General features: G+C 63.5%; 30 protein-coding genes. 17 read left to right on the top strand and 13 right to left on the bottom strand.

The window, feature by feature from the left end; genetic code table 11:
- Positions 1–35 precede the first annotated feature (35 nt).
- Together QZY01_RS10080 and QZY01_RS10075 are read right to left on the bottom strand one after the other, a co-directional pair.
- The gene (locus QZY01_RS10080; RefSeq protein ID WP_294536550.1) at positions 36–362 is read right to left on the bottom strand and encodes a cytochrome c; all 327 of its coding nucleotides are present in this window, start codon (positions 360–362) and stop codon (positions 36–38) included.
- A gap of 64 nt (positions 363–426) precedes the next feature.
- Positions 427–1,320, bottom strand: a complete 894-nt coding sequence (locus QZY01_RS10075) for a hypothetical protein (RefSeq protein WP_294536549.1) — start codon at positions 1,318–1,320, stop codon at positions 427–429.
- A gap of 113 nt (positions 1,321–1,433) precedes the next feature.
- Between QZY01_RS10075 and QZY01_RS10070 the strand changes: the two genes are divergently transcribed.
- The gene (locus tag QZY01_RS10070; protein WP_294536548.1) at positions 1,434–1,997 is read left to right on the top strand and encodes a nitroreductase; all 564 of its coding nucleotides are present in this window, start codon (positions 1,434–1,436) and stop codon (positions 1,995–1,997) included.
- Between the two features lie 22 nt (positions 1,998–2,019).
- Here QZY01_RS10070 and QZY01_RS10065 read toward each other — a convergent pair whose 3' ends face one another.
- The gene (locus QZY01_RS10065; RefSeq protein WP_294536547.1) at positions 2,020–2,736 is read right to left on the bottom strand and encodes an aldolase; all 717 of its coding nucleotides are present in this window, start codon (positions 2,734–2,736) and stop codon (positions 2,020–2,022) included.
- 156 nt (positions 2,737–2,892) lie between these two features.
- On the opposite strand from QZY01_RS10065, the gene QZY01_RS10060 reads away from it, so the two are divergent.
- The gene (locus tag QZY01_RS10060) at positions 2,893–4,200 is read left to right on the top strand and encodes a DUF2336 domain-containing protein (RefSeq protein WP_294536546.1); all 1,308 of its coding nucleotides are present in this window, start codon (positions 2,893–2,895) and stop codon (positions 4,198–4,200) included.
- A 183-nt stretch (positions 4,201–4,383) separates the two neighbouring features.
- On the opposite strand, the gene QZY01_RS10055 is transcribed toward QZY01_RS10060, so the two are convergent.
- The 3 genes from QZY01_RS10055 to QZY01_RS10045 form a co-directional block, all read right to left on the bottom strand.
- A complete protein-coding gene (locus QZY01_RS10055; RefSeq protein WP_294536544.1) occupies positions 4,384–5,169 on the bottom strand; it encodes a PEP-CTERM sorting domain-containing protein in 786 nt (261 codons plus the stop codon).
- 351 nt (positions 5,170–5,520) lie between these two features.
- Positions 5,521–6,123 (bottom strand): NUDIX domain-containing protein, encoded by a 603-nt coding sequence (locus tag QZY01_RS10050; protein ID WP_294536542.1) that lies wholly within the window; start codon positions 6,121–6,123, stop codon positions 5,521–5,523.
- A gap of 3 nt (positions 6,124–6,126) precedes the next feature.
- On the bottom strand, positions 6,127–6,918 hold the full coding sequence (locus QZY01_RS10045) for an NAD kinase (RefSeq protein ID WP_294536540.1): 792 nt from the start codon (positions 6,916–6,918) through the stop codon (positions 6,127–6,129).
- A gap of 281 nt (positions 6,919–7,199) precedes the next feature.
- On the opposite strand from QZY01_RS10045, the gene QZY01_RS10040 reads away from it, so the two are divergent.
- The 9 genes from QZY01_RS10040 to QZY01_RS10000 all read left to right on the top strand — a co-directional run bounded on the left by QZY01_RS10040 (position 7,200) and on the right by QZY01_RS10000 (position 13,880).
- Entirely contained in the window at positions 7,200–7,961 is a 762-nt protein-coding gene (locus tag QZY01_RS10040; protein ID WP_294536538.1) for a helix-turn-helix domain-containing protein, read from the top strand.
- 79 nt (positions 7,962–8,040) lie between these two features.
- A complete protein-coding gene (locus QZY01_RS10035) occupies positions 8,041–8,862 on the top strand; it encodes an AzlC family ABC transporter permease (protein ID WP_294536536.1) in 822 nt (273 codons plus the stop codon).
- Entirely contained in the window at positions 8,859–9,212 is a 354-nt protein-coding gene (locus QZY01_RS10030) for an AzlD domain-containing protein (protein ID WP_294536534.1), read from the top strand. Before QZY01_RS10035 ends, QZY01_RS10030 begins: the two co-directional genes overlap by 4 nt.
- A gap of 397 nt (positions 9,213–9,609) precedes the next feature.
- Complete coding sequence (locus tag QZY01_RS10025; protein WP_294536532.1) at positions 9,610–10,137, top strand: sigma-70 family RNA polymerase sigma factor; 528 nt, start codon at positions 9,610–9,612, stop codon at positions 10,135–10,137.
- Positions 10,134–10,688, top strand: a complete 555-nt coding sequence (locus QZY01_RS10020; protein WP_294536530.1) for a cupin domain-containing protein — start codon at positions 10,134–10,136, stop codon at positions 10,686–10,688. The genes QZY01_RS10025 and QZY01_RS10020 overlap by 4 nt, the downstream gene beginning before the upstream one ends.
- Before the next feature lie 431 nt (positions 10,689–11,119).
- A complete protein-coding gene (locus tag QZY01_RS10015) occupies positions 11,120–11,626 on the top strand; it encodes a fasciclin domain-containing protein (protein WP_294536585.1) in 507 nt (168 codons plus the stop codon).
- A 61-nt stretch (positions 11,627–11,687) separates the two neighbouring features.
- Positions 11,688–12,281, top strand: coding sequence for a cytochrome b/b6 domain-containing protein (locus QZY01_RS10010; protein ID WP_294536528.1), 594 nt, complete (start codon positions 11,688–11,690; stop codon positions 12,279–12,281).
- Entirely contained in the window at positions 12,281–13,060 is a 780-nt protein-coding gene (locus QZY01_RS10005) for a molybdopterin-dependent oxidoreductase (RefSeq protein ID WP_294536526.1), read from the top strand. The genes QZY01_RS10010 and QZY01_RS10005 overlap by 1 nt, the downstream gene beginning before the upstream one ends.
- 238 nt (positions 13,061–13,298) lie before the next feature.
- Positions 13,299–13,880: a PEP-CTERM sorting domain-containing protein gene (locus QZY01_RS10000; protein ID WP_294536524.1), complete on the top strand. Its 582-nt coding sequence runs from the start codon at positions 13,299–13,301 to the stop codon at positions 13,878–13,880.
- A 480-nt stretch (positions 13,881–14,360) separates the two neighbouring features.
- On the opposite strand, the gene QZY01_RS09995 is transcribed toward QZY01_RS10000, so the two are convergent.
- Together QZY01_RS09995 and QZY01_RS09990 are read right to left on the bottom strand one after the other, a co-directional pair.
- The gene (locus tag QZY01_RS09995; RefSeq protein ID WP_294536522.1) at positions 14,361–14,792 is read right to left on the bottom strand and encodes an HIT family protein; all 432 of its coding nucleotides are present in this window, start codon (positions 14,790–14,792) and stop codon (positions 14,361–14,363) included.
- 55 nt (positions 14,793–14,847) lie between these two features.
- Positions 14,848–16,038 (bottom strand): GNAT family N-acetyltransferase, encoded by a 1,191-nt coding sequence (locus tag QZY01_RS09990; protein ID WP_294536520.1) that lies wholly within the window; start codon positions 16,036–16,038, stop codon positions 14,848–14,850.
- Between the two features lie 578 nt (positions 16,039–16,616).
- Here QZY01_RS09990 and QZY01_RS09985 point away from each other — a divergent pair.
- The gene (locus QZY01_RS09985; RefSeq protein ID WP_294536518.1) at positions 16,617–17,762 is read left to right on the top strand and encodes a GNAT family N-acetyltransferase; all 1,146 of its coding nucleotides are present in this window, start codon (positions 16,617–16,619) and stop codon (positions 17,760–17,762) included.
- A gap of 525 nt (positions 17,763–18,287) precedes the next feature.
- Positions 18,288–19,076, top strand: a complete 789-nt coding sequence (locus QZY01_RS09980; RefSeq protein WP_294536516.1) for a class I SAM-dependent methyltransferase — start codon at positions 18,288–18,290, stop codon at positions 19,074–19,076.
- Positions 19,077–19,276: 200 nt separating this feature from the next.
- On the opposite strand, the gene QZY01_RS09975 is transcribed toward QZY01_RS09980, so the two are convergent.
- Positions 19,277–20,644, bottom strand: a complete 1,368-nt coding sequence (locus QZY01_RS09975; protein WP_294536514.1) for a PleD family two-component system response regulator — start codon at positions 20,642–20,644, stop codon at positions 19,277–19,279.
- 36 nt (positions 20,645–20,680) lie between these two features.
- On the bottom strand, positions 20,681–21,052 hold the full coding sequence (locus QZY01_RS09970; RefSeq protein ID WP_294536513.1) for a response regulator: 372 nt from the start codon (positions 21,050–21,052) through the stop codon (positions 20,681–20,683).
- Positions 21,053–21,200: 148 nt separating this feature from the next.
- Here QZY01_RS09970 and QZY01_RS09965 point away from each other — a divergent pair, with 148 nt between their 5' ends.
- The 4 genes from QZY01_RS09965 (at position 21,201) to QZY01_RS09950 (ending at position 22,970) form a co-directional block, all read left to right on the top strand.
- Positions 21,201–21,500, top strand: a complete 300-nt coding sequence (locus tag QZY01_RS09965; protein WP_294536511.1) for a DUF3572 family protein — start codon at positions 21,201–21,203, stop codon at positions 21,498–21,500.
- A gap of 102 nt (positions 21,501–21,602) precedes the next feature.
- Positions 21,603–21,923, top strand: coding sequence for a 2Fe-2S iron-sulfur cluster-binding protein (locus tag QZY01_RS09960; protein ID WP_294536509.1), 321 nt, complete (start codon positions 21,603–21,605; stop codon positions 21,921–21,923).
- A 106-nt stretch (positions 21,924–22,029) separates the two neighbouring features.
- Positions 22,030–22,497, top strand: a complete 468-nt coding sequence (locus QZY01_RS09955; RefSeq protein ID WP_294536508.1) for a Spy/CpxP family protein refolding chaperone — start codon at positions 22,030–22,032, stop codon at positions 22,495–22,497.
- A gap of 224 nt (positions 22,498–22,721) precedes the next feature.
- A complete protein-coding gene (locus QZY01_RS09950; RefSeq protein ID WP_294536506.1) occupies positions 22,722–22,970 on the top strand; it encodes a hypothetical protein in 249 nt (82 codons plus the stop codon).
- Between the two features lie 278 nt (positions 22,971–23,248).
- Here QZY01_RS09950 and fabG read toward each other — a convergent pair whose 3' ends face one another.
- From fabG to QZY01_RS09935, 3 genes are all read right to left on the bottom strand, one after another.
- Positions 23,249–24,037: a 3-oxoacyl-ACP reductase FabG gene (gene fabG / locus QZY01_RS09945; RefSeq protein ID WP_294536504.1), complete on the bottom strand. Its 789-nt coding sequence runs from the start codon at positions 24,035–24,037 to the stop codon at positions 23,249–23,251.
- 159 nt (positions 24,038–24,196) lie between these two features.
- Positions 24,197–25,240 (bottom strand): TIGR01620 family protein, encoded by a 1,044-nt coding sequence (locus QZY01_RS09940; protein ID WP_294536502.1) that lies wholly within the window; start codon positions 25,238–25,240, stop codon positions 24,197–24,199.
- A complete protein-coding gene (locus QZY01_RS09935; protein WP_294536500.1) occupies positions 25,237–26,715 on the bottom strand; it encodes a YcjX family protein in 1,479 nt (492 codons plus the stop codon). Before QZY01_RS09935 ends, QZY01_RS09940 begins: the two co-directional genes overlap by 4 nt.
- Positions 26,716–26,788: the final 73 nt, after the last annotated feature.

The raw sequence follows: 26,788 nt of genomic DNA, 5'->3' as shown, positions 1-26,788 counted from the left end.
TCGGCTTCGCCCCAAGCCATTTTCCGGAATGGGCTTTATTTCGCCTTCGCGGAATCGAGGCTGCGGATATAGGCGACGAGATCGGCGATTTCTTCGCGCGAAAGATGCAGGTTCGGCATTTTCGGATGCGGGTCGGTCAGAAAGGCCGCCAATTCCTGGTCGGTCTTGCTGCGCGCGAGGCTGAGGAAGGGCGGTACGTCGGCGCTGGCGCTCTTCTGGTCCGGCGCGGCGACGTGGCAGGGCGCGCACCAGCGCCTGGCGATGTTTTCGCCCCGCCCGGCGTCGACGTAAGCGAAAGCCGCCGACGGCGCCAGAGCCGCCAGCGCGAGAGCCAGAACAGGGACAACCAAAACAGAGCGCATCGCGCGGCCTCCTTCATCGATTCCAGACTATGCGCCATCCATTTGGCCGGCGCCATGCTTCAACTCATTCCGCCGCCGGCTGCCGGGCCAGAATCTCGACGTCGCGATCCTGATTGGAGATCACTTTGAAGGTCGCCTGATAGGTCTTGTTCTCGTGGCGGGCGATGGCGACATATTCGCCTTCCGCGAGCAGCAGCGAAGGAAAGGCCCCGATCATTTCGCGGATGACGTCCCCGCCGGGGGTGAGGACGGAGAAACTGGTGTTGGCCAAGGCTTCGCCGCCGGCGTTATTGACCAGTTTGAGCGTCATGGCGGCGGCGCGGTGGCGCAGTACGCCCGAGGTGATCTTGCCGGCCTGCACCTTGAGATCGGCGTAAACGGTGGAATTGGTCGGCGTCGTGGCGCCCGGCGTCGCGTCGAGCAGTTTCGAAACGATGTGGTAGGCGCCCTCGGGCAGGCATTCGGACGCGCCGGCCTTGAGATTGGGCAGGATCAGCTTGGCTTCCGGATCGTTGCGGTCGGGAAGGTAGATCATGATGTTGAGCCGCGCCGGCGGGATCGGCGCGTCGCCGAGCTGGGCGGAAATCTTGAGGCCGCCGGCGTTCATCGTCAGCTTCTGGGTCAGCGGCGCGCCGGTGACCTTGATCTGCCTCGCGGCGCCGGCGAGGCCGCAGGCGACATGGACAATATACTCCCCGTCCGGCAGCGCGAAGGCAGGGGTGGATTGGCTGGATTCGGCGACGAGGGCGTGGACGCCGTCGTCGTTCGCATGGGCGTCGAACACCCGCCAGTTGAGGCCGGCGCGAATCGGCTGCGTGTCGCCCTGCGCGTAGACGGCGCTGAGCGAGACCAGGGCATGGGGCGCGGGCGCCGGCGCGACGGGCGGCCCCGGCGCGGGCGCGGTCGGCGCTTGCGCCAGGACGGGCCCGCAAGCCAGCATTGGGCCGAGCAAAGCCAAAAAAAACCTTCCCGATCGCCGCAAATCGTCCCTCCAATTTTCAACAGGTTCCGGCTTCGGTTTACAAAGCGGCCTTTTTAGGGCTTGTCTTTGTGAAAGGCCCGGATGATCGCATGAACGACACGATAAGACTTCTCGAACGGCGCCGCTCCGTCCCGCCCGCGCATATGCGCGGCCCGGGGCCGGACGAGGCGCAGTTGCAAACCCTGCTGACGCTGGCCGCCCGCGTCCCCGATCACGGCAAGCTCGCGCCCTGGCGGTTCATCCTGTTCGAAGGCGAGGGACGCGCGCGGGCCGGGGAGATTCTGGCGGAGATCTATGCCCGTCGCGAGCCGGAGGCCGAGGCCCAGCGCATCGAGACCGAGCGCAACCGCCTGTTGCGCGCGCCGCTGGTGGTCGCGGTGGTGTCGCGCGCCGCGCCGCATGTCAAGATTCCGCTGTGGGAGCAGGAAATGTCTGCGGGCGCGGTCTGCATGGCGCTGACCATCGCTGCGGCCTCGATGGGCTTTCGCACCGCCTGGCTGACCGAATGGTGCGCCTATGACCGCGAGGTTCTGGCCCGTTTCGGCGTCGCCGAGCATGAAAAAATCGCCGGCTACATCCATATCGGCCGGCTGGAGGCGGAAATCGAGGACCGCGCGCGGCCCGTTCTCGCCGATCTGGTCACGCGGTTCTAGAGCGTTTTCAAGCGAAATGGCTCTAGGTCTTTTCCGCGAGAGCTTGCGGGAAAACGTCATTGACGGTTTTCGCCTGCGCCGCCGACAACACCAGCTTGCCGGCAAAACCGTCGCTGCTGGCCGCCGCGCAGGCGCGGAAAAAATCCTCGCCCTCCAAGGGTTCGGCGGCGTCATAGGCCGGCGCGCCCGCCGCCGCCGCCGCGAACAGGCAGAGCGCGCGCGCGACCCGCAACGGCTCCGGGCGCTCCCCCGACGCGCCCGCGGCGACGCCAAGCAGGCGCCGCAACGACAGTTCGTCGCGCCCGATACCGATCAGCCTCCGGGCGCCGCGCGTAAAAGTCCCGAGTTCGAAGATCGCGGCGGGCGAATCGGCGGCCAGAGCCAGGATTTTGCAAGAACCGTCGGGCAAGCCGGCTTCCGCCTCGCGCACCGCCAGCTTGGCGCCCAGATGCTGCGCGTCGCGGCGGCCGTGGGCGTCGGGCAGGAGAATGCCGAAGGGCCGCGCGGCGACGACGGCGTCGAGATCGCCATCGGCCAGACCGGAGCCGAGCCGATGGATGAGCGCGAGGCAAGGCCGGCCGAGGCCGCTTGCTTCGGCGATCCAGGCGGCGGCGTTCTCGCGCGCGACATCGACGTCGGCTGCGCCGGCGAGATCGAGCGCAAGTCCATCGGCCTCGCTCGCCAGCCCCGCCTCGAAAGCGGCGCGGGAGGCGGCGGAAAGGACGAGAATCGAACGCATGGCGGGCGTCTCCTGAATGGAGCGAAGCTTATGCGAGGCTTGCGCCAATGGCGACCGGTCGCGGGCGACAAAAAATATTAAGCGAAATTTTACCTTGAATCCTCACACTCGATTAACCGGAAGCCAAGGGGGCTTTCGCTTTTTCGCGAGTGACGCATGACCATCCGTGCTTTCGCCCCATCGTTGGAAAACGCCCCGGCCAGCGCGCGGGCGGGGGGCGCCGCGGCGCTGGCGCGGGCCTGGCTGGACGGAGATCTGGACCCGGCCCAGCGGGAGCGGGCGGAGAAGGTGTTTTTCGCGCTGCTCGACGATCCCTCGCCTTTGCCGCGCCGGGCGCTGGCCGAAGCCTTCGCCGGGGCGACGCAAGCGCCTCCGGCGCTGATCTGGGCGCTGGCCTGCGATCCCTCGCCGGCTTCCGCCCTCGTGCTGGCGCGCTCGAAGCTTCTGAGCGACGCGCAATTGATCGATTGCGCCGCCATCGGCTCCCCCGGCGCCCAGGCCGCCATCGCCCTGCGCTCCGAACTGTCGTCCGCCGTTGCGGCGGCGCTGGCCGAGATCGGGGCGCGCGAGGCGCTCATCGCGCTGGCGGTCAACGCCGGCGCCAATCTGCCGGAATTCGCCATGCGCCGCATGGTCGAACGGTTTTGGGACGACGGCGAATTGCGCGAGGCCCTGCTGGGCCGTCCGTGGCTGCCGGCGACCGTGCGCGCCGCGCTGGCCGCCGCCGCCGCGCGGCAATTGACCGATCTCGCGCTCAAACGCAACTGGATGGCGCGCGCGCGCTGCGAAAACGTCGCAAGGGATTCGCGAGACCGCGCCGCCATGATCATCGCCGCGGCTTGCGCCGACTATTCCGACGAGACGGCGGCGCTCGCCGCTTATCTGCGGGTTTCCGGGCAATTGACGGCGGGGCTCGCGCTGCGCGCGCTGCTCTGCGGCCAGAGCGGCCTGTTCGAGGCGACGCTGTCCGAACTGACCGGTCTGGGCCCGCGCCGCATCGCCGGCCTGGTCAGGGACCCGGCCTCCCCGGCCTTTGCCGCTGTTTACGCGAGGGCCGGCCTGCCCGAGACCCTGTTGCTCGCCTTTCAGATCGCGCTGGTTGCGCTGGCGCGCCTGCCGCAGGAAGAAACCGATGACGGCGCCTTGCGCCTGCCCCTCGTTCAGGCGGTGCTGCGCCAATGCGAAGGCGCGGGCGACGAAAGTCTTTCCCGCCTGATCGCGCTGTTGCGCCGGTTCGAGGCGGATGCGGCGCGCGAGACGGGCCGGCGCGCGCTTGCGCGGCTGAAACGGGAAGCGCCGGCCATGGCCGCCGCGCCGGCGGAACCGCCCGCCGCGCCGGCGCTCAAAGCGCCGGTTTTGCCCGAAACCGCTCCGGCGCCGGTTTTCGAGCCCGCCGCATCGGGCGAAAGCGGCGAAATCGCCGTCGATCTCGACGCGCTGGAAAAACAACTGATCGCCGCCTGATCGGCGTTCTGGCCCCAAATCGCCGCGTCAATTTTTTCGTGATTTTTTGCGCGCAAGGCGGCGGCGCGAAAGCGCAACGCCGACGATGATTCAATCCACGCGGGTTGAAGCGGTTCGGCTTGTTCCGCGCCAAAGGAAAGGCCGCCTCGCGGCGGCCTTTCGGATGTTGTCGATGGCGCTAATTCACGCGATCGAAACCGTCTTCACCCGGCGATGGCTGAGAAAGCCGAGGCCGCACAAGCCGAGCGCCATCAAGGCCCAGGTCGAAGGCTCGGGAACGCCGCCAACCTGCGTATAATAGCCGACGGTGTGATTGTCGGATTCGTAGCCGCCGCCGAAGTTGTTGCCTTCGGAAAACGTCACCTGGTTGAATGTGCCGGTTGTGTCGTAGAAGTTGATGAACACGAACGGTTCGCTACGGTCTTGACCATTGAATTGGGCGTTCGGATTGCCGTAATAGCGCTTGTCGAGTTGGGTGATCGCCGATACTTCTTTCGGCGTCACCTGACCGACCTCGACGCCATTATTGTAGAACGTCACGATATTGCCCTTGTCGAGCGCCGACAGCCAGTAGCCGAAATAGTTGATCCCCTTGGGATTGAGGATCGCATCGTTGCTCAGGGTGAGCGTGTAGGACGTGTTCGGGAAGGAGACCGGATAGGTCCCCGTTCCGCCGGCGCCGCCAAATTTGTCGGCTGCATCGATCTGGACGCCCTTCGAGTTTCCCGAACCGGGGGTGTAGACGCCGGAGATTGCGCCTTTGGTCTGGGCGGCGAAGTCGGCGACGATGGGTTTGTAATAGCCGGGTTTAAGCTCGTCGAACGTTTCGACGCCCTTCACGCTGAAGATCGCGGTGGAGTTCTGGACGCCCGGCGCTTCATAGTTGAGTTGGAACACATCGGCTCGAGCGGTGTTTGCGGCGAGGACCGCAGAAGCGCCGGAGGCGACGACGACGAGAGCCTTTTTCATTATGATATTCAATGGATTAACCCCTCTGGAGGCTGACGCGGACTTGCGTCTCGCCCATCTTTGGCAAGTGCGGCGCCAAGCGGCCGAAAAGGGTTGAATATCAATAAAACCAGGGGGTTCGCAGGATCGTCCAGGAGTTCATGGGGGCGGGGAAATTGCGAATTGCGAATCGCCAGGCGGTCGCTATCGCAATTTGCGGTGCATAAACAGCAAGTTCGGCGAATTACGAATCCATCCGGGCGGCTGCGCCCGTCGGCCGATGTTGCGATGAAAAGCCGGCGCGGCGGGGCGCCAGCCAGCGGCGCGGCCGCGAAACTTTTCTGATCCTGTGAAATTGGATCGGGCGGGAATTCAGCCCATCAGCCCCGATGCCTTGAGCCAATAGAGCAGGGTCAGCGTCTTGCCGTCGCGGATCGCCCCGGCCTGCGCCTCGGCCAGGGTCTCGAAAAAGCCGGCTTCGACGATTTCGATCTCCTCGCCTTCCTCCTCCATGCCGCCGCCGTCGGCGACGCGGGCGTCCGGCCCATAGGGCGCAACGAAGAAATAGAGCTTTTCCGTCGTCGCCGCCGGGCTGACGAAAGCCTCGAACAGCAAGCGCAGTTCATGGACGCGCAGGCCGATTTCCTCCATCGCCTCGCGCCGCATGCAGGCGTCGGGCGCCTCATCGGGGTCGATCGTCCCGGCGCAGGCTTCGAGCAGATTGGGCGTGGAATCGTTGATGAAGGCGCCGAGCCGGAACTGCCGCGTCAGCAGCACTTTTTTGCGCTGCGGGTCATAGGGCAGCAGCACGGCGGCGTCGGGCCGGCGGAACAGGTTGCGCTCATGTCTTTCCCAGCGCCCGTCGGCGCGGCGAAAATCATAGGTCAGCCGCGAGAAGGAATATTTGTCGCGCGCCAGAATTTTTTCGTCGAAGCCGCGCAACCGGGCGGCCATGTTGTCGTCTTCGTCGGCCATGATTCAATGCCTGAATTGTTCGCGCAGGATGCGCTCTTCCATGGAATGACCGGGATCGTGGAGAATCTCCATGCCCGTCGAACGGTCGGTCGTCACTCTGACCCGCAGCACATCGCGGAACTCGAAGTGATCGGCGGTGGCCGCCACCGGGCGCTTGTCCGCTTCGAGAATTTCCAGAACCACCTCGGCCTTGTCGGAGAGCAGCGCGCCGCGCCAGCGGCGGGGGCGGAAGGCGGAAATCGGCGTCAGCGCCATCAAGGGCGCGTCGAGCGGCAAAATCGGGCCGTTGGCGGAGAGATTATAGGCGGTGGAGCCGGCCGGCGTGGCGATCAGCACGCCGTCGGCCATCAATTCCTCAAGCCGCACATGGCCGTCCACCCGCACCCGCAGCTTGGCGGCCTGGGCGGACTGGCGCAGCAGCGATACTTCGTTGATCGCCCGCGCCTGGGTCTTCGGTCCGTTGACCGTTTCGGCCTCCATCAGCAACGGATGAACGATCGAGCTGTGCGCCGAGCTGAGCCTCTTGCGCAGCCCGGTTTCGCGGAACTCGTTCATCAGAAAGCCGACCGAGCCGCGATTCATTCCGTAGATCGGGACGTTGCGGCCCATGAACTTATGCAGGGTCTGCAACATCAGGCCGTCGCCGCCCAGCGCCACCACCACTTCGGCTTCGTCGGAATGGACGTCGCCATAGCGGCCGACCAGCCGCGCGCGGGAGTCCTCCGCCTCCGGCGTCCCCGAGGACAGGAAGTTGATCCGCTCGAACCGGCGCGTAGGGCCTCGGGAATGAATCATTGCGCTCGATCGCCGTCGCGCCGGATTGGCTCTTTTGATCCATAGGCGATGGCGCCGCCTTGAGCAAGGCTGCGCAAACGTCGGGCGACCGACGGAAAGCCTGCGCGCAGGCGAAGGTCTATGCGGTAGAATCTGCAAGTTTTCCGCCTTGTCGTTGACAAGGATCAAAATTTTTGACCATCAAGGCTTGCGTCATAGGAAAGAATGTCATCCTATTGTAAGTCGGTCGGATGCGCCGGCTCCAGCGGGAGTTTGTTTTGGAAAGCTTGGCCGAAAAGACTATGACGGACACGGTCTTCGGTCGCATGGAAGCCAGTGTGCGCAGTCTGTCCTGCGCTTCGCAAAAGCCGCCCCAGGGCGGGGCGCTCGATTGCGCCGATTGCGATGTGCGCGGCCAGAGCATCTGCCAGGCGCTCGACCCGGACGAATTCGAAGCGCTGGAAAAAATCGGCCGCACCGTTTCGTTTCCCTCCAAGGCGACCGTGTTCGAGCAGGGCCGCGACGCGGTCCATGTCGGCAATCTGACCTCGGGCGCGCTGCGGCTGTCGAAACTTTTGCCGGATGGGCGCCGGCAGGTGGTCGGCTTCGCCATGCCCGGCGATTTCCTCGGCCTCGCCCTCGCCAAGACCCACATGTTCACCGCCGACGCGCTGACGCCGGCCAAAATCTGCCAGTTCTCGCGGGTCGGCTTTTCCGAGCTTATCGACGAAAAGCCGCGTCTGATGCGGGCTTTGCTGGAGGCGGCCTCGCATGAGCTGACCCTGGCGCAGGACCAGATGGTGGTGCTCGGCCGACGCACGGCGGAGGAAAAGATCGCCGCCTTCCTGATCGGCATGCGCAACCGCTATGCCCGCATCCATGGCGCTTCCGTCCATGTGCCGCTGCCGATGACCCGGCTCGACATCGGCGATTATCTCGGCCTGACGGTCGAGACCGTCAGCCGGATGATGACCCGGATGGCGCGGGAAAAGACCATTGTCATCGTCCCCGATGGCGTGCGCCTGCTCGACGTCGCGCGGCTGGAGCGGCTTGCCGAAGTCTGAGTCATGGCTTAACGGCAACGCGACCCTTCCGGTCAAGCATAGTGGACGCAGGTTCGCGTGAAGAAAACGCTTCGAGGCCATGCAACCCAAGCCTTTGCCGATCCGGGATCGTCGGAATGCGAAAAACGCGCCCGGGGCGACCGAGGGCGCGCTGTCGGAAAACCGGGACGACCCGGACGACACGCTCGATGAAGGCGCGTTTGCGCGCTGGTTCTGCGCCGGGGCGCGGGCGGCGTTTTCGGGTCCGGCGTTTTATGTCGCCTTGTCGCTGATGGGCGTTGGCGGTCTCGCGCGGGCGGCGGGTTTTCCTATCGGCGCGGCCATGCTCTCCACCTTGCTGGTCTGGGCCGGCCCCGGACAATTGCTGTTTTTCGGCGCGGTCGCGGCCAAAACCGCGCCTCCTGCGATTGCGTTGGCGGTCAGCCTGTCGTCGGTGCGGCTGTTGCCGATGTGCCTTTCGGTGCTGCCGATGCTGCGCGGTCGAAAAACCCGGCTGGCCACCTTGCTCGCCGCCTCGCATTGCATCGCCGTCACCGTCTGGGCGGAATCGCTGCGCCGCCTGCCCGATTTGGCGAGGCCGACCCGCCTGCCATTTTTCTTCGGGCTGGCGACGGTCTGCATCGTGCTGACGACCTTGTCCACCGCGCTTGGCTTCTGGCTGACCGGTTCGCTGCCGGCGCCGCTCGGCGCGGGGCTGATGATGCTGTCGCCGATCTATTTTCTGGCCACCACGGCGCGCTCGGCGCGTTCGGGCGCCGACTGGCTGTCGATGCTGTTCGGCGCCGTTCTGGCGCCGTTGACGCAGAGCTGGATCGGCGGCGGCCTCGACCTGCCGGCGCTGGCCCTGATTGGGGGCGGCGGCGCCTGGCTTGTCGGCTATTTCGCGCGGCGTTCCAGATGAGCGTCTTTACCGGCGATCCGACGCTCGCGCCCTATCTGGCGCTGATCGTTCTGGGCTTCCTGCCGAGCGAAATCTGGCGGGTGATCGCGGTGTTCTTCGCGCGGGGAATCGACGAGGAATCGGAAATTTTTCTGTTCGTGCGCAGCGTCGCGACCGTGCTGCTGGTCGGGGTGGTGGTCAAGATCGTGCTGATTCCCTCGCATGAACTGGCGATCGTGCCGGTCTGGGCGCGCGTCGCCGGCATCGCCGCCGCGGCGGTCGCCTTTTTCGCCGCGCGCCGCTCGGTCTTCGCCGCCATTCTGGCCGGCGAGGCGGTCATCGTCTGGGCCGCCTGGCATTGGGGCGGATAGGCTACCCCTCCGCGATATGGGCCCACCAGGCCATATTCTTTAATGAATCGTGCAACTTTGGCGGCCGTTGGCGGCGTCTCAAGGCCGCGGAGTCCGGCGCCTCGCCGACCATCCCGATCGCGCCCGCGACTGCTGCAAGCTGACCCTGTGCGGGAATTCGATCACCGGATCGCCAACGGCGGGGATCGGCGAAGACGCGGCATCGTCGGGGACGGCCAAACCCTGCCGATCCGGCCTCGCTTCGGGTTTTCCAGCGAAGCGGGCGCCGGTTCGCGCGATGACGGCCGTCCGTCGAAACCCCGGTTTGCTTGGCCAGCGCCGAATCTCAGCTTGCGCGCCTTCTCTTCGGGAAAAACTTAAACTACACTGCCGGCGTTTTACGGGGGGCGCCGCCGATATGAACAGTTTGGAACAGGCGCTCGCGCAAGTCGCCAGGGGCGACAGGCAGGCCTTTCGCCAAATTTATTCTCAAACCTCGCCGCAACTATTCGCCATGGTCCGCGCGTTAATGCGTAACAGGGAACGTAGCGAAGAAATCTTGCAGGAGGCTTTCATCCGAATCTGGCGCAATGCCGACAAATTCGATCCGGCCAAGGGATCGGCCATGGCCTGGCTGGCGACGCTGACGCGGCGCGTGGCGATAGACGATCTGCGCCGGCGTCCCGAACCCGTCTGCTCCTTCGACGCCGACGACGCGCTGCTCAATTCCCTGGCCGACGAATCCGCGGCCGCTCCGGAGCTGGAGAAGGATCGTCTCGGCTTTTGCCTCGGTCGTTTGCGCGAGGATTATCGCCGGGCCATCGTGCTCGCTTACGTGCAGGGGTTCACCCACGAACAATTGGCGCAAAGGCTCGACCGGCCGCTGGGCACCGTCAAGGCCTGGGTGCATCGCGGTCTGGCGTCGATGAAGGAATGTATGGGATGAAGGGGCAAGACCAGGACCGGGACATGACCGCTGCGGCCTACGCCATCGGCCTGCTGTCGGACGAGACCTATGACGCCGCCGCCGCCACGGCGCGGGAAGACAGGCAATTCGCCGATGAGATCGCCGCCTGGGAACAGCGGCTCGCGCCGCTCGCCGGCGGTCTGGCGCCGGTTCCGCCGCCCGCCGACATGCTGGCGAAAATCGAGGCAAGGCTCGACGCCGAGACGCGGGATAGCCTGAATTGCAGGGTCACGCGCGCCGATGAGGGCCAATGGGTTGAACTCGAGCCGGGCGTCCGCATCAAGGTGCTGCACCGCAAACCGGAAATCGGCCGCCAGACCTATCTGCTCGAACTTGCAGCAGGCGCGACTTCGACGCTGAGCCACGATCACGACGACGACGAAGAATGTTTTGTCGTGTCGGGCGACATCGCCTTCGGCGACACTTTGCTCGGTCCCGGCGATTATCATCTGGCGCCGAAAGGCGCGCTTCATGGAAAGGCGCGTTCGTCGCGCGGCTGCGTCTGCGTGATCGTCGCCGCGATGAATTGAATTTTTCCGCGGCGCACAAAAACCCGACGGCTGTCGAAAATTTGCGCCCGGCTGCAACTCTCTCGCTTGTCCCCTCGTATCAGCAGCCATTCGCCGTTCCGGCGTCGATTGCCGTTCGGCTGAATCGCAATCGGCTCCGGATTGCCTCGTTTTCGCAATTTTTTTGCGAAAAGCCGGTATTCGCTCCTTCGCCCAAGGCCTCGCAGCCTCGGCGGACGCGCGTTCTATTTCGATAAGTATCTTAAAATATAAAAATAAGAAATTTCCAAAAAATTTGCAGCGGCTTTGCAACTAACTGCAGGGTCCACCCGTAAAGTCCCTCGAAGGCCAAATGAAAAGGCTTTCATGTCGCAAATGGGCGACTAACCTGAGAGGATTTTACTATGAAAAATGTCCGCAACCTTGCTTTCTCCACCCTCTTTGCTGTCGCCATGATTCCGGCGGCCGTGGCCTTGGCCAACCCCAACGTCGGCGGCGCGCCGATGTATGAAAACCGGAACATTGTCGAAAACGCCGTGAACTCGAAGGACCACACCACTCTGGTCGCCGCAGTCAAGGCCGCCGGTCTGGTCGACACCCTGATGGGCCCCGGCCCGTTCACCGTCCTCGCGCCGGTCAACGCCGCTTTCGCCAAATTGCCGGCCGGCACGGTCGATACGCTGCTCAAGCCGGAAAACAAGGGCACGCTGACCGCCGTCCTGACCTACCACGTCATTCCCGGCAAGCTCTCGGTGGAAGATCTCGAAAAGAACGCCAAGGCCCATGGCGGCGTCGCCAAAGTGACGACCGTCGAGGGCGAGCAGCTCGAAATCTTCCCCAAGGGCCGCAAGCTGGAAATCAAGGACGCCAAGGGCGACATCGCCACCATCACCATCGGCGACGTGGTCCAGAGCAACGGCGTCATCCATGTGATCGACAAGGTCCTGCTGCCGAAATGAGTCTTGAGCAAAAGGGGCGCGGCGTCGGTCGCGCCCTTCTTCCACTTGCGGGAGCGCGGGCATGGCTCATTCGAAACCTGTTCATCCGGCGATCGTTCGTCTCACCCATTGGGTCAATGCGGCCGCGATCATGGTCATGATCGCCAGCGGGCTGGCGATTCACAACGCCCATCCGACCTTGCCTTTCGCCGTTCCGCCGGCCATGACCTTCGGTCTCGGCTTTATCGGCGGCCTGCGCTGGCATTTCGCCGCCATGTGGGTGCTGGCCGCCAATTTCATCCTGATGATGCTCTATGGTCTGGCGTCGGGCCGTTTCCGGCGCAAATTCCTGCCGCTCGCGCCCGCCGAGGTGCTGCAAACCCTCGGCGACGCCCTGCGCGGCAAGCTCGCCCATGCCGATCTGTCGGCCTATAATGGCGTGCAGAAACTGTTTTACATGGGCGTGCTCGCGGCGATCGCGCTGGCGATCCTGAGCGGGCTGGCGATCTGGAAGCCGGTCCAGTTGCAGATCTTCACCCTGGCCTTCGGCGATTTCGACCGAGCCCGGCTGGTTCATTTCTGCGCCATGGCCGCGATCTTTCTCTTCCTTTTGGTTCATGTGGCGATGGCGTTGCTGACGCCGCGCACCATCGCGGCCATGATCAGGGGGCGCTGATGTCCATTCGCAAAATTCCCCATCCCGACAGTGGGCTCATCTTGCGCGACGCCGCCCGCCGCGTCGATCTATCGAGCCGCCGGTCGTTCCTGCGCCATGCGCTGGGGCTTGGCGCGCTGACCATGCTGACCGGCTGCGACGTGGTCGACGGCCAATCCGCCGAGCAAATGCTGTCCAAAGTGTCGGATTTCAACGACAGGGTGCAGGCCTGGCTGCTCAACCCGCAAAGGCTGGCGCCGGAATATCCCGAATCGATGATCACGCGGCCGTTTCCCTTCAACAGTTTCTACACGCCCAACAGCGCCGACAAGGCCCCGAGGATCGATCCAGCCGACTGGCTGCTCAACGTCACCGGCAAGGTGGAGAACACTCAGGATTGGACGCTGGAACGGCTTTCGTCGCTGCCGCAGTTCACCCAGATCACCCGCCATGTCTGCATCGAGGGCTGGAGCGCGATCGGCAAATTCACCGGCATTCGCTTTTCCGACTTCCTGCGCGCGGTCGGCGCCGACTTGAACGCGAAATATGTCACTTTTCGCTGCGACGACCATTATGTCACCAGCATCGACATGGCGAGCGCGCTGCATCCGCAGACCCAGCTGACGCTCGGTTTCGACGGCGGCGTTTTGCCGCGTGAACATGGCTTTCCGCTGAAATTGCGCATTCCGACCAAGCTCGGCTTCAAGAACCCCAAACATATCGGGGAAATCGAAATCGGCGACGAATTCACCGGCGGATTTTGGGAAACCTACGGCTACAACTGGTTCAGCGGGTTGTGACGATTGGCGGCTTCGCCAACGAACCTTTCGCACGGCGGATCTCGATCCGGCGTGCGAACGTATATTTGCGGCATATATAATAAGAAATAATCATTATAATTTAATATAAAAGCATAGAAACAAAAATATATCATAAGCTGCATCTATAAAACCTTCATTCTCGTATTCAAGTCATAGGAGTTTGATCGGCAAGCTCCTGATCTGGCCTTTTACGGCCTCAATATTCTGGAGAGAACCCATGAAGACGTTTCAAATGACGCCGCTGCCTGGCCGGCGTTCCGGCGCCGGCGCTCCGCCGCTGAGGCCAATGGCCATTCTGGCGATGCTGGCGCTGGGGGCGACGCTGGCGCCTTCCGCCCATGCGGCCTTGATAGACTTCAAGCTGACCGGCTCACGGCAGGCCAGTTTCCAGATCGACTCCAGCCGCATTCCGGACACGTCGAACGCGTCCTTTTTTGGCGACAGTATCCAATACTTCAATGTGAACGGCGTGTTCGGCGGGGTCCAGGAAACGGCCACCATTGGCTTCGGCACGTTCTTGTTCGCCGATCTCAATATTTCGGCCGCCGGCCTCGGATTCACGCAGTTTGCGGGACCTGACCTGTTCACCGGCTCCCCGTCGAGCCCGAATTTCAAGTTCGGAACTTTCGCCCTTTCGAGCATCGTCTCCGGCCCGAGTACGATCACGATATCGGCCACGCCAGCCGTTCCCGAAGCTTCGAGCTGGGCGATGATGCTGGTCGGCTTCGCCGGCATCGGATTCATGGCCCGCCGCGCGGGTCGCCGCGCGGGTCGCGGCGCGGGTTTCCGCCTCGCCTGAACGACGTTTCGCAGTCTGCGCCCGGCGCGAATGTCGCGCCGGGCGTCCGCGTCACGGCGGTCGAGTCGAGATTTGGCCAGCCTGGAGCCAAATCGCGATCGGCCGACGGCAAATCGATAAACATCACGAGACCGGGCGAAGAATTGTTGGTTGGCGTGGCCGTCGCAACGATTCCGAATTGCGCGTCGCATAATTTTGAGACGTTGCACGAATTCAATGGGCGGTGGCGACGCCAAAGCCCGTTTGGCGTCAAGGTTCCGATGTGGTCGATAGCGAATTTGCGCATTTTCGCAAAGCATGTGTCGGCAGGCGCCGCCGGATTTCCGCTCCCGGCGCGATCCTGCCCTTGCCGGCGGCGCGCGCGGCTTTTCGCTTCGCGCCGAAATGGGCCATTGCAGGAAGCGGCGGCTTTGGCGCCAAAAGGTCAAGTCCGACTGCCGCAGCAGCGCGAAAACCGTCAAACCGTTGGCCAGGGACGGCTCACGCCTCCGCCAGCGCCGCCCTGATCTTGTCGGCATGGCTTTTAAGCGTCGCGCCATCGGCCATTCCGCCGCCATGCGCGCGCAAAGCCTCGCCTTCCCAGCGCGGAATCACGTGAAAATGAATATGGAACACGCTCTGGCCGCCGGCGGGCTCATTGAACTGGTGCAGGGTGATCCCCTGCGCGCCCATGCCCTTTTTCACCGCGCGGGCGATCTTCTGGACCCGCAGGATCAGCGCGGATAGCGCTTCCGGCGCAATATCGAGCAGGCCCCTCGCGGTGGTTTTGGGAACCACCAGCACATGACCGTCGGCGCGCGGCATCACGTCCATGAAAGCCAGCACCGCATCGTCTTCGTACACCTTCTCGCAAGGAATCTCGCCGCGCAGGATTTTGGCGAAAATATTGTTCGGGTCATAGGCGACGGTCATGGGAAGGCTCCGGCGGTGATTTCGGCGCGGACGGTGGCTCAGGGACCTTGCCCGGTCAAGAGGGGTTTTCCCCTTTGCGGAACGGCGCATGTTCGGCGTAATCCTCGATCAGCGATTCGACCGCCTGGGCCTCGCGCGCAAAAAAATCCGCCGCCGCATCGGCAAGGCGCGGATCGGCGAATTGATGCGCCGAAAAAGTCGCCACCGGCTCATAGCCGCGCGACAGCTTGTGCTCGCCCTGAGCGCCGGCCTCGACCCGCGACAGCCCGCGCGACAAGGCGAATTCGATCGCCTGATAATAGCAAAGCTCGAAATGCAGGCAGGGGTGCTGTTCAATCGCGCCCCAGTTGCGGCCATAGAGCGCGTCGTCGCCGATCAGATTGAGCGCCCCGGCGATGAGCCGCCCCTTGCGCCGCGCCAGCACCAGCAGCACGCGGTCCGCCATGGCGGCGCCGAGCTTTGTGAAAAACGCCCGGGTCAGATAGGGGCGGCCCCATTTGCGCTCGCCGGTATCGAGATAGAAGGAATAAAAAGCGTCCCAATGCGCCTCGGTCAGATCGGCGCCGGTCGCCCATTCGATGGCGAGGCCGGCGGCGGCGACTTCCGCGCGCTCCTTGCGGATCGCCTTGCGCTTGCGCGAGGCCAGCGTCGCGAGGAAGTCGTCGAAGGTCTTGTAGCCGCGATTGTAGAAATGGAACTGCTGGCCCTTGCGCTGAAGAAAACCGGCGTTTTCGAGAAAATCGCGGTCGGCGGCGTCGGGAAAATTGATGTGCAGCGACGACGCGCCGGCGTTCTTGCCGAGAGAGCGCAGGCCGAGCGTCAAAGCCTCTGCGGCGCCTTCGGGGGCGTCGGCGGCGACCAGCAGGCGGCGCCCCGTCACCGGCGTGAACGGCACGGCGACCAGAAGTTTCGGATAATATTTGCCGCCGACGCGGTGAAAGGCGTCGGCGAGGCCATGATCGAACACATATTCGCCGAGCGAATGGGTCTTGAAATAGGCCGGCGCGCAGGCGACGAGCTTTCCCTCCGGCGTTTCGACCAGCACATGGGCGGGAATCCAGCCGGTCCGCCCGCCGACGCAACCCGAGGTTTCGAGCGCGTCGAGAAAGGCGTGGCCGATGAAGGGGTTGAAGCGCTCGCCATCGGGACAGGCCGGGCCGCCGGGATTGGCGCAGGCGTCCCAGTCAGCCGCATTGACGGAGCCGAGGCGGTCGATCTGGCGGATGCGGAAAGGGACAGGGCTCATCGGCCTGCATCATCGCCTGAATTTTCGCGGCAATCCAGCCTGTTCCGCCAGTTCTCGCATGTAAGGACCCGTGCGGGTTGGCTGGCCGTCGAAGCCTGACGCTTGGTTTGCGCCAGAACCTTTTCCGATTCAATTGGATCTGGAAAGGCTCCAGGAAAACGAACCCGAAAACCGCCGGCGGCGCGTGAAGCCCTCGCAAACCGCCCATTCGTTACCCGTAATGGCCTGAGAAGGGGCAGTTTTTCTCTTGCCTAGAGCAATTCCAAATACTCGATGCGGAGCTTGGCTGCTTTAGGCCAGCCGCAAGCTATTTGTGCAGGACATTTCCGTGTTAATACGGATATTGAGGACTCGTGCATGGCAGTGTTAAAAAGCAGATAGATTAAGCATGCATCCGCTTAGTCGCACTCATGGCGGCTGGTTAAATTTCCGATGGAAAACAATTGGGCGAATTCGTAAAAACATAATAAGAAAGGCGTTATCATAAAAATATATTATATATAAATGATATCAAATAGGAAAATGGTTACATATGGATAAATATGCTAAATCTGTTTCTTGCCTGTGAAAGATTAAAAATGAACAATCTGAACATTTCAGAAGAGATCGCGCTCTGCGTTTCCCCGCCGCGGCGAGCCGATGCCGTCGTCCGCCTCGACCTTGAATCCCTGGCCGGAATTGAAAGCGAATGGCGCGCGCTGGAGGGTTGGGCGACGTCATTCTGCCAGTGCTATGATTATGCCCGCGCCGCCCTTTCAATCGCCGAGGCGCAAGGTAAAACATCGTTCCTTGTCACGGTCCGCGACGACGATGGGCTGCGCGGCGTCTGGGGGCTGACGCTCTCGCGTTCATTCCACGCGGTGCTGCGCCCGTTCAGTTGCGGCACTAACGAGGAATACAGCGCGCCTCTGGTGGACAGTCCTTCCATCGGCTCGCGGATTTTGACGGCGGTCTCGACTCTCGCCGGCGTGGCGGACCGGTTGATAATTTACAATACGCCGGAGGATTCGCCGTTCGACCGGGCCGCCGCGACCCTTCCGTTTCCGCAGAAGATCACCTGCGTGCCCGGCGTGGTCATCCCTTCGTCGAGCTACGCGACCTGGGGGGAAGCAGAAAAGCGCCTGTCGAGCGGGATGCGCTACAATCTGCGGTCGCGCGCCAAGCGGCTTGCGCAGCGGGGCGAGGTGAAAATCGGCTGGTGCGATTCCATCGGTGAAGCGGACCGCGCCATGGCCTTCTTTTTTGAGCGCAAGGCCCTTTGGCTAAAGGAAAAAGGCAAGCGCTCGCCCTGGGTGGGCCATTCCGAGGCGCCGGAATTCTTTCGCCGTCTCGTCCGGGCGACCGACAGCCCCACGGTCGCCGCCGTTCAACTGGACGGCGTTCCGGTTGCTGTTGCGATCTGCCTCGTTTGCCCGCGCGCGGTCGAGTACGCCCTGACGACATTCGACCCCAAATACGCCGCCTATGGGCCAGCGCAGCTTCTTGTCCGGTTTCTCGCGCAATGGGCGCTCGAACACGGTCGAGACTTCGATTTCGGCATCACCATAGCGGACTATAAAGAGCAATGGCCGGTCGAAAACCGCACCTATGTCTCGCGAAACGTGATGCTGACGATGCGCGGTCGGATTCCGGACGCCGACGAATTGAACAGATCGGCGCACACCCATGCCGTCCGAATAAAGCGATGGATTGGCTCGCGATCGAAGACGCCGCAGCAGGACTGAAATCATTTTCCGAAACCAGGTTTCGCTAAATCCGCAATCCAGCCGGCGAGAATGACCGCCGGACGCGAATGCGACGCCGCGCCTACGAAAGAAAACTGCATCCGACCCCGCAAACTCACGCCGCGCTGGCGGTCACGCAATTGCGGCCGCTGTTTTTCGAGCGGCATTGACGGAGCCGAGGCGGTCGATCTGGCGGATGCGGAGACGGAAAGGGCCAATCGGCCTGCATCATCGACCGAATTTTCGCAGCAATCCAGCCTGTTCCGCCAATTCCCGCATGGGAGGACCCGTGCGAGTCGGCTGGCCGTCGAAACCTGAAATCCGGCCCGCGTTGGGAAGGACGCAAAACAGCGGAAAGCTGTCGGGCGCAGGCGCCCAGTTCCCCAAAACGTCCAAGCTTTTGAAAAAATGGAGCTTGCTTGAGCTTGACTAGACTGCTTCGCCCAAATTTGTTATTCATTATATTGAAGCGCCAATCGGCTGATGCATTCACATGGACTTGATTCAATTGGGATTGCCTTAGATATGCTCGCAACCGCTTTTCAGACCGCCGCTCATGTTTTCGACTTGTTGCGCGGTAAACGCGGGCCGGTTCATCCGATGGACAAGGCTTTAAGAATAGAAACATCGGGACGCGTTACGCGCCGCGCCCTGGCGTCGGGGAGCAAGAACGACGTTCATTCGGTCGGCTATGTCGGAGCGCATCCGGGCATCGTACGCAAATGCCTCGACCTGATCGGCGTCGAGCCTGAGATGACATTCATAGACATAGGCTGCGGCAAGGGGCGCGCGCTGGCTGTCGCCTGCGAATATCCCTTCGCCAGGTTGATTGGTCTGGAACTGTCGCCCCTTGTCGCCCGCGTGGCGTTCCGAAATTTCGCAAAGCTTCGGCGGCGGGACGAAAAGTTTTCGCGCGTCTCCATCTTGGAGGGCGACGCCAGCCAGCCGCCTTTTCAGCCGGGATGCAATGTGTTTTTTTTCTACCATCCCTTTACCGGCGAGCCGGTAAAGACCTTGATCGCCAACTTTCGCCGACACTTCGAAGCCAATCCGACTTCGAAGGTCTGGCTCATCTGCTACAACCCGGTGTCGTTCGATGATTTCGACAAATGCGGCCTGTTCACAAGATTCTATGCCGCGAAAATCGCCGCCGACAAGGAAGACAACGTCGCGGGCTTTACCTCGCACCCTTATGACAGCGTCATCATCTACCAGAGCGCGAACGCGCCAATGCGCGATCCTTTGCCAGGCGCCAAGGCCGGGGTCGTGATCACGATCCCCGGTCTCGGCGCCGATGTCGTCAATTGGGTGTGATCGAGGGTCGATCCTTCCAGCACCAATCATCGGTCGATGGCCGAAACCTTTATCCGACAGGTCAAGCGTCGGCTTTAACACGTCGATCCAGCGAACAAGCCCTGGAGCCGCACCGAGACATTTGTGAATGAATTCACAAATGTCCTGCGAGCATGAACGCCGCGCCGATGAAAGAAAAATCGAATTCGCCGGCACAAAATTCACGCCGCCGAGGCGGTCACACAATTTCTTCCGCTGTTCTTCGAAAGATAAAGCGCCCGGTCGGCGCGTTTGAACAAGGCGTCGGGCGCATCGCCGGGGCATGAAGCGGCGACGCCGATCGACACCGTGACCGGAATCGCGCGCGCGCCCTGTTCGATGGGGAAGGGCGCGCTGGCGACGGCTTCGCGGATTCGTTCGCCGACGATCCGCGCGACGGATAATTTCGTGTCGGGCATGACGACGACGAATTCCTCGCCGCCAAACCGGCACATCAGGTCGGCGCCGCGCACCGCGCGCTTGACCCGCGCCGCGAAGATTTTCAGCACTTCGTCGCCGCAATCATGGCCGAAGCTGTCGTTGACGCGCTTGAAATGGTCGATATCGACGATCATCGCCGACAGCGGCCGGCCGGTCCGCGCCGCCTGTTCGAGCAGCGACACCAGATGGGATTCGAGATAGCGCCGGTTGTTGAGCCCGGTCAGGGGATCGACCACCGCCAGTTCCATGGCGGCCTGCACATTGGAGCGCAGATCGTCGGCATAGCGTTTCAGGCGGATCTGGGTTCGGACGCGGGCGATCAACTCGTTGCGGTCGATCGGGCGGACCAGATAATCATTCACCCCGAGATCGAGGCCGCGCAGGATGCGCGGGCGATCCTCGGCGTCGGCGAGCATCAGCAAGGGCGTGTGGCGGGTGCGCTCCAGCGCCCGCAACTGGCTGCACAGCCGCAAGCCGTCGAAACGGACGAGGCCGAGGCTGACGATCGCCAGTTCGTAATTATTTTCGGCGGCGCGCGGCAGCGCCTCAAGCGGGTCGGCCTCGACATCGATCTCGAAGCCGGGGCCCAGCGCCGCGATCACGCGCTCGCGGGAATGGGCGCGGTCGTCCACCAGCAGGATTTTGCCCCCCATGCCGCCGTCGAGCCTCGGCGGCGTCGCCGCCCTGATGCCGAGCGCGGCGGAAGTCGAGGCGCGGGCGCGCAATTCGTCCACCGCCAGTTTGAGACGCGACAGCGAGCGGACCCGCGCCAGCAGCGCGATTTCGTCGATCGGCTTGACCAGAAAATCGTCGGTGCCGGCCTCCAGCCCGCGCAGGCGGTCGGAGGCCTGGTCGAGCGCGGTGACCATGATTACCGGCAGATGCAGGGTCGCAGGGCTGCGCCTGAGCTGGCGGCAGACCTCGAAACCATCCATGCCGGGCATCATCACATCGAGCAGGACGAGGTCGCAATCGCCCCTTTCGCAGATTTCCAGCGCTTTGATCCCGCTCGTCGCCGTCACCACGTCGAAATATTCGGCGCTGAGCCGCGCTTCCAGAAGCCGGACATTGGGCAGGACGTCATCGACCACCAGCACGCGGGCCGTCATCTTTTTGGGCCTTTCATCGGGCAGGGCGGATCGAAATCATGTGTCGCCAATATAGGTCCGGACGGTTTCGAGAAACTTGACCACCGAGATCGGTTTCGACAGATAGGCTTCGCAGCCGCCCTGACGGATTTTCTCCTCGTCGCCCTTCATCGCGAAGGCGGTGATGGCGACGATCGGAATATGGGCGAGGGCAGGATCGTCCTTGAGCCATTGCGTGACCTGCAGGCCGGAAACCTCGGGCAGCTGAATGTCCATCAGAATCAGGTTCGGCATGTGCCGGCGCGCCAGCCCGACCGCCTCGACGCCGCTGCGGGTCTGCACGGTGGCGTAGCCATGCGCTTCGAGCAGGTCGTTGAACAGTTTCATGTTCAACTCATTGTCCTCGACGATCAGAACCGTCTTTTTCATGCGCATCCCGCCAAAGCCGCAACGGCCCCGATGCTTTCGCGGCCTGTTCTTTTCATTGTCAGCCCCTGTATTCTAGGCCAGACAAATTGACGAAATGAAAATTTGCGCCGAACTTGTCGCGGCAATCCCGCGCAAGGACCCACCCGTCTTGGCCATTCGTCCCCCAAACAGCCGTCAAGCGGAACGCGAGGCGGCGGAAGCCGTCGCCGTTTCGGCGCTGAATTTCATCGCGCTCGAACCCGAGCGCCTGTCGCGCTTTCTGGCGCTGTCGGGGCTCGATGTCGATCATTTGCGCGCGGTCGCGGCGCAGCCGGGTTTTCTGGCCGGCGTACTGGCCTATCTCGCCGACGACGAGGCGCTGTTGCTGGAATTCGCCGCCGTCGACGGTTTGCAGCCGGAAGCCGTCGCCAGCGCCTGCCGCGCGCTGAACCCAAGTATGGACGGCTAATTCCCGACGGCTGCATTTTCTTGAACCGCGCCGGTGGCGGTTTCGTAAAATTCCCATTAGATACGGCGCCAATGCGCTCAAGCTGCAATCGGGAATTTTTCAATGGTCAAGATCATCTTCATCAGTTCCTCCGGCGAAAGGCGGGAGGTCGAGGCCGAACCCGGCATGACGGTGATGGAGACCGCGACCAGGGGCGGCATCGACGAGATCGTCGCCGAATGCGGCGGCGCCTGCGCCTGCGCCACCTGCCACGTCTATGTCGCGCCCGAATGGTTCGACAAATTGCCGCCGGCCGGGCCGATGGAAAGCGACATGCTCGATTTCGCGGTCGATCCGCGCCCGAACTCGCGGCTGTCCTGCCAGATCAGGGTCGAGCCGGAAATCGACGGGCTGACCGTCGAGACGCCGGCGCAGCAGGGCTGAGCCGTCCCTGCGGCGAAACCGCCGCTTGTGGAGCAAGCCAAAAAATTGCATTTTCCCCGCCGGACGGGGGACACCTCCCGATATTGACCGAAAAAAGAAGGGTTCCATGAAAAAGCATCTTCTCATTGCCGCGCTGGCGGCGGCGCTCGCCTTTCCCGCCTTCTGCCCGGCGGCGGCGGAGCCGGTCGATCCGGCGGAACAGGCCCTGGCCAAACAGGAAGCCGAGGATCACGCCACGCTCGTCGAGGCGCGCGTCGCCGCCCTGAAAGCCGGCCTGAAACTGACGCCGGCGCAGGAAAAGGACTGGACCGCGCTGGAAAAGGTGCTGCGCGAGGTGGTCGTCGCGCGCGCGGGGCGGCGGAAGGCGTTTCTGGCGCAGGCGGCGGAATTCCACGAGAAGGACGAGGTCGTCCAGAGCATAAAGCTGGTCGGCCAGAATCTCGTGGCGCGCGGCGAGGAATTGCAGAAGGTCGCGGCGGCGGCGGCGCCTTTGTTCGAAAGCCTCGACGCCGCCCAAAAACATCGCTTCGCCTTGCTCCTGCATAGTTTCGCCGCGCCAAACGCCCTCAACTGAGACCCTGAACTAACAGGCTGCTGAAAAATGCGTGCGTTGATCCCCCCGTGCTTCGAGACGCGATGCTTCGCATCGCTCCTCAGCATGAGGGGATCAATGGAATCAATAACATAGCCCTCATGGTGAGGAGCCCGCGAAGCGGGCGTCTCGAACCACGAGGGCGGTCCGAGGGGTTTTCAGCAGCCCGCCAAGACTGCCCGCGCGACAATGAAAAGAGGAATCAGATGCGTAAGAGATATCTGGCCGCAGGAATCGCCTGTATTTGCGTCGCGGCCTTCGGCGCGGCTTTCGCCCAATCGACGCTGAGGGTGCGCCCCCGCTCGGCCATTCCCTTGCCGGCCAATGTGATGACCAGCGACGATTGGCTCGATCCCGGCCAGGTCGTACCGGTGGGCTCCGAAAACAATTATTCCCGAATGGTCGAGGCGCCTATGGACGTCCAGGTCGGACCGAATCTGAACCAGAACTGGTGATGCCGGGTTCCGCAGGGGGAGACAGCGGGACAGGTTTAAGCCGTGCGCGGACAGCCTCACCATAAAAAGGGGTCGCGGCTCGTTGAAACGGCAGAGATCGGCGGCAAGGCGCTTGTTCGCTCCTCCAGACCGCACCTGCGGACTTCGACCGATCTCTCAAAAGTCCCTGATTTTCAGACCGGCTGCGCTATTGCGAACATCTTGATTTTTGAAGAAGGTTCGGATTCTGGGTCGCCCTCGTTATACCTCATTGCTCCGTCCGACCTCAAAAGGAACATTCAGCTGGCGTTCATTTCCTCCAGCGCCATGAGCGACTCCGGCAACACTTGACCGCCGTCGATAATTAATGTCTGGCCAGTAATATAGGCGGCTTCTTCGGACGCGAAGAACAAGGCGGCGTTTGCGATGTCGACGACAGTGCCAAGGCGCCCCATCGGGATCGAACCTTCCATTTTCGCAGCATACTCAGGCCCCAGATCAGCCAACCCCTCGGTCGCGATGTTTCCCGGCATCACCGCGTTCATCGTGATGTGCGATGGCGCGAGTTCGATTGCAGCGGTTCGCATGAAGCCAAGTTGCCCGGCTTTGCTCGCGCCATAATGCGCCCAGCCGGGATAGCCGGTAATTGGCCCGGTGATCGAAGATGTCAGGACGATCCGGCCTTTTCGGCGCGCCTTCATCTCGGGAAGGCAGGCTTGCACGGTCAGGAACGTGCCCCGCAGGTTGGCGCCCATCACTGCGTCGAACTCCAGTGCCGTCATCTTGTCCAGCTTCGACGCCGGGAATATCCCCGCATTTGCACAAAGGATATTGATGGCGCCGTAGCGCTCGATGGCGACTTCGGCCATGCGCGGGGATTGATCCGGATCGCTAACGTCGATGGCGGCGGCGCTTGCAGAGCCCCCCGCCGCCTTAATCTCACTCACGACGCGTTCCGCTCCCTCGATGGATCGCGAAATGACCAGGACATTGCAGCCAACGGAGCCGAACCTAATGGCAATACCCCGGCCGATTCCCCGGCTCGCGCCGGTTACAATGGCCGTCTGACCGCTGATGGAAGTGAACATGACGATGTCTCCCCGATCGATACGCCAGACTTAACGATGCGGTTCTCGGTCTGGCTCTCCGCCAAGTCCACATTTTGTGGGCGTCTGGGTCCACCGTAAAGGCACGTTTTGACCCTTTCCCGTCGGACGTTCGCCGAGGCCGGTCAACCGCCAAAAGCGCTACTTCCTCGGCGCCTCCGCGCCCGCGCCGCCGTCGCCGAACAGGAACGGCGCGACATCGCGGATGGCCGGCGGCTTTTGCGCGACAAAGGCCATCGGACGGCAGACCGCCATCGCCGACAGCCCGATCCGCGCCGTCAACATGCCGTTGAGCACGCCCTCTCCGAGTCGCGCCGAGATTTTCGCCGCTATGCCATGGCCCAGAATCTGCTGCACCAGACTGTCGCCGAGCGCCATGCTGCCGGTGATCGCGAGATGGGAGCCGACCGCGCGGGCGAGGCGCCAGGCGCCGAGCATTCCGGGCCGCCCGCCGTAGATTTCGGCGATGCGGCGGATCAGCCGCAAAGCCTGATAGGCGACGAAAATCACGTCGATGACCGCGCGCGGACTCAGCGCCGCGACCACCGAAACGCGCTTGGCGGCGGCAGCGATCTCGCCGCGGGCGGCGCGATCGAGCGGCGGCATCAATTGCCGCTCGGCGATGTCGATCAGGTCGCGCCCATCGACGATCTCGCCGCGCAATTCCGCCAGTTTCTTTCGCGCCGCCGCCGTTTCGGGGCGCTTTTCATAGAGTTTCGCCAGTTCCGCGACCTCCCTGCGCGCGGCCTCGCGGTCGTCGGCGGCGTGGGCGCGCGCCAGCGCGATATGCAGCGAGGCGATACGGCGCTGGCGAAACACCGATTTGACTTCGCGCCCGAGCAGCACCAGCAGCGCCAGCAGCGCCAGCCCGGCGAGGGCGAGGCCGATGAGGCCGAGCGTCTCCGAACGGGCGAACAGGGCTTCGACCAGGCTGTTGAGCCAAAGAGCGAAGGCGAAAGACGCCAGGCCGCCGAGCGCCGAAAAAAGTAGACCGCTCCACGAAAACACCGTGCCGCGCAAGATTGTGCGGCCTTGAACCGCCTCCACCGCCTGTTCGGCGGCGTCGCCAGCCAGCGCCTCGGCTTCGGCCTCATAGGGGTCGGGCCGGTCCTCGACGACGAAATCCGGCCCTGCCGCCGAATCGAGCCGGAAGGCGCGCGGCCGCTGCTTTTTCTCTTCGTTCATAACAGCCGGTCTCCGAACAGGAACTGGCAGGCGCGGTCGAGCCTGATATGGGGCAGGGGCAGCGGCGCGCCATCCGGCCCGAGAACGGCGACCGGCGGGCGGAAGCGCAGGAAGCGATAATCGGCCTCGCCTTCGGGGATGCCCAGCGCGTCGCCGCGAAAGGCCGCGCGGGCGTCGGCGGGCAACAGGCCGGGAAAGATCGCCGCCTCGGTCTCGCCGTCGAAAACCTCGCCGTCGAGGCTTTCGCCGGCGAGCGGAACCCCAACAATGGCGTCGAGCGTTTCGCGCCCGCGCCGCACCGCGACCTCGCGCGTCGCGCGCACGGCGGCCAGCGCGATGACATCGACCGAAGCGCCGGAAAATTCCGACCGCGCGATGGCGCGCGCCGCCAATTGCCGCAAGATCGCCTCCAGCCGGTCGTGGCTCAGGTGATGCAGATGGTCGGCCTTGGTCGCCGCAATCAGGATCTTGTCGATTTTCGGCCGGAACAGATTCAACAGCGGATTGCCGCGGCCGATGCGGAAGGCCGCAAGCACGTCGTCGAGCGCGGTTTGCAGGTCGCGCAGCGCGGCGGGGCCGGAATTGAGCGCCGACAGCGCGTCCACCAGCACGATCTGGCGGTCGAGCCGGGCGAAATGGTCGCGGAAGAACGGACGCACGACATGGGTCTTGTAGGCCTCGTAGCGCCGCTCCATCATCGCGGCCAGGGTCGCCGGCGTGATCTCGTAGCCTTCGGGCAGGTGCAGCGGCGCGAAGGTCAGGGCTGGCGAGCCTTCGAGATCGCCCGGCATCAGGAAACGGCCGGGCGGCAGGGTCGAAAGCGCATAGGCGTCGGCGCGCGCGGCGCGCAGATAGGCGGTGAACAGTTCCGCCGCGCGCCGCGCCGCGGATTCGTCTTCCCCGCCTGCCGGGTCGAGGCCCAGCACGAAACCGCGCCAGTCGGCGGCGAAGGAGGCGCGCGCGGCGGCGGCGCTGGCCTCCAGCGTCTCGCGCGACCATTGCGCGAAGGATTTTTCGAGCAGCGGCAGGTCGAGCAGCCATTCGCCGGGATAGTCGACGATGTCGATGTCGAAATGCGCGGGCCCGTTGGCAAAGCGGCGGGGGCGGTCGAATTCGAGGCGCAACCGCAATTCCGAAATCTGCCGGGTCGATTGCGGCCAATGGCGGTCGGGGCCGGTCAGGGAGTCGATATGGTCTTCATAGGCGAATCGGGCGACATGATCGTCGGGCTGGGGCTCCAGCCGGCCGGCGATCAGCCGCCCTTCGGCGGCGACGCGAAACACCGGCAGCGGATTCTTCTGGTCGCGCGGCGCCAGGGCGGTCAGGTGCTGGACGAGGGCGGTGATGAACACCGTCTTGCCGGCGCGCGACAGGCCGGTGACGCCGAGCCGCAGACCATTGCCGCGCAAAAAAATCTCGGAAAGATTGGCGGCGCTGTTGCGCGCTTCGGCGATGAGATCGGCAAATGAGGTCAAGACGCACTCCGGCGGGCGCAAAAGCTGAAACCAGGCTGCTTGTCTCGTGCTTGTCCCAAAAACGCAGCCGCCG

Origin of the sequence: uncultured Rhodoblastus sp., assembly GCF_903903185.1 — a bacterium.
Classification (GTDB): domain Bacteria; phylum Pseudomonadota; class Alphaproteobacteria; order Rhizobiales; family Beijerinckiaceae; genus Rhodoblastus.
This window is presented reverse-complemented; position numbering and strand designations above follow the sequence as displayed.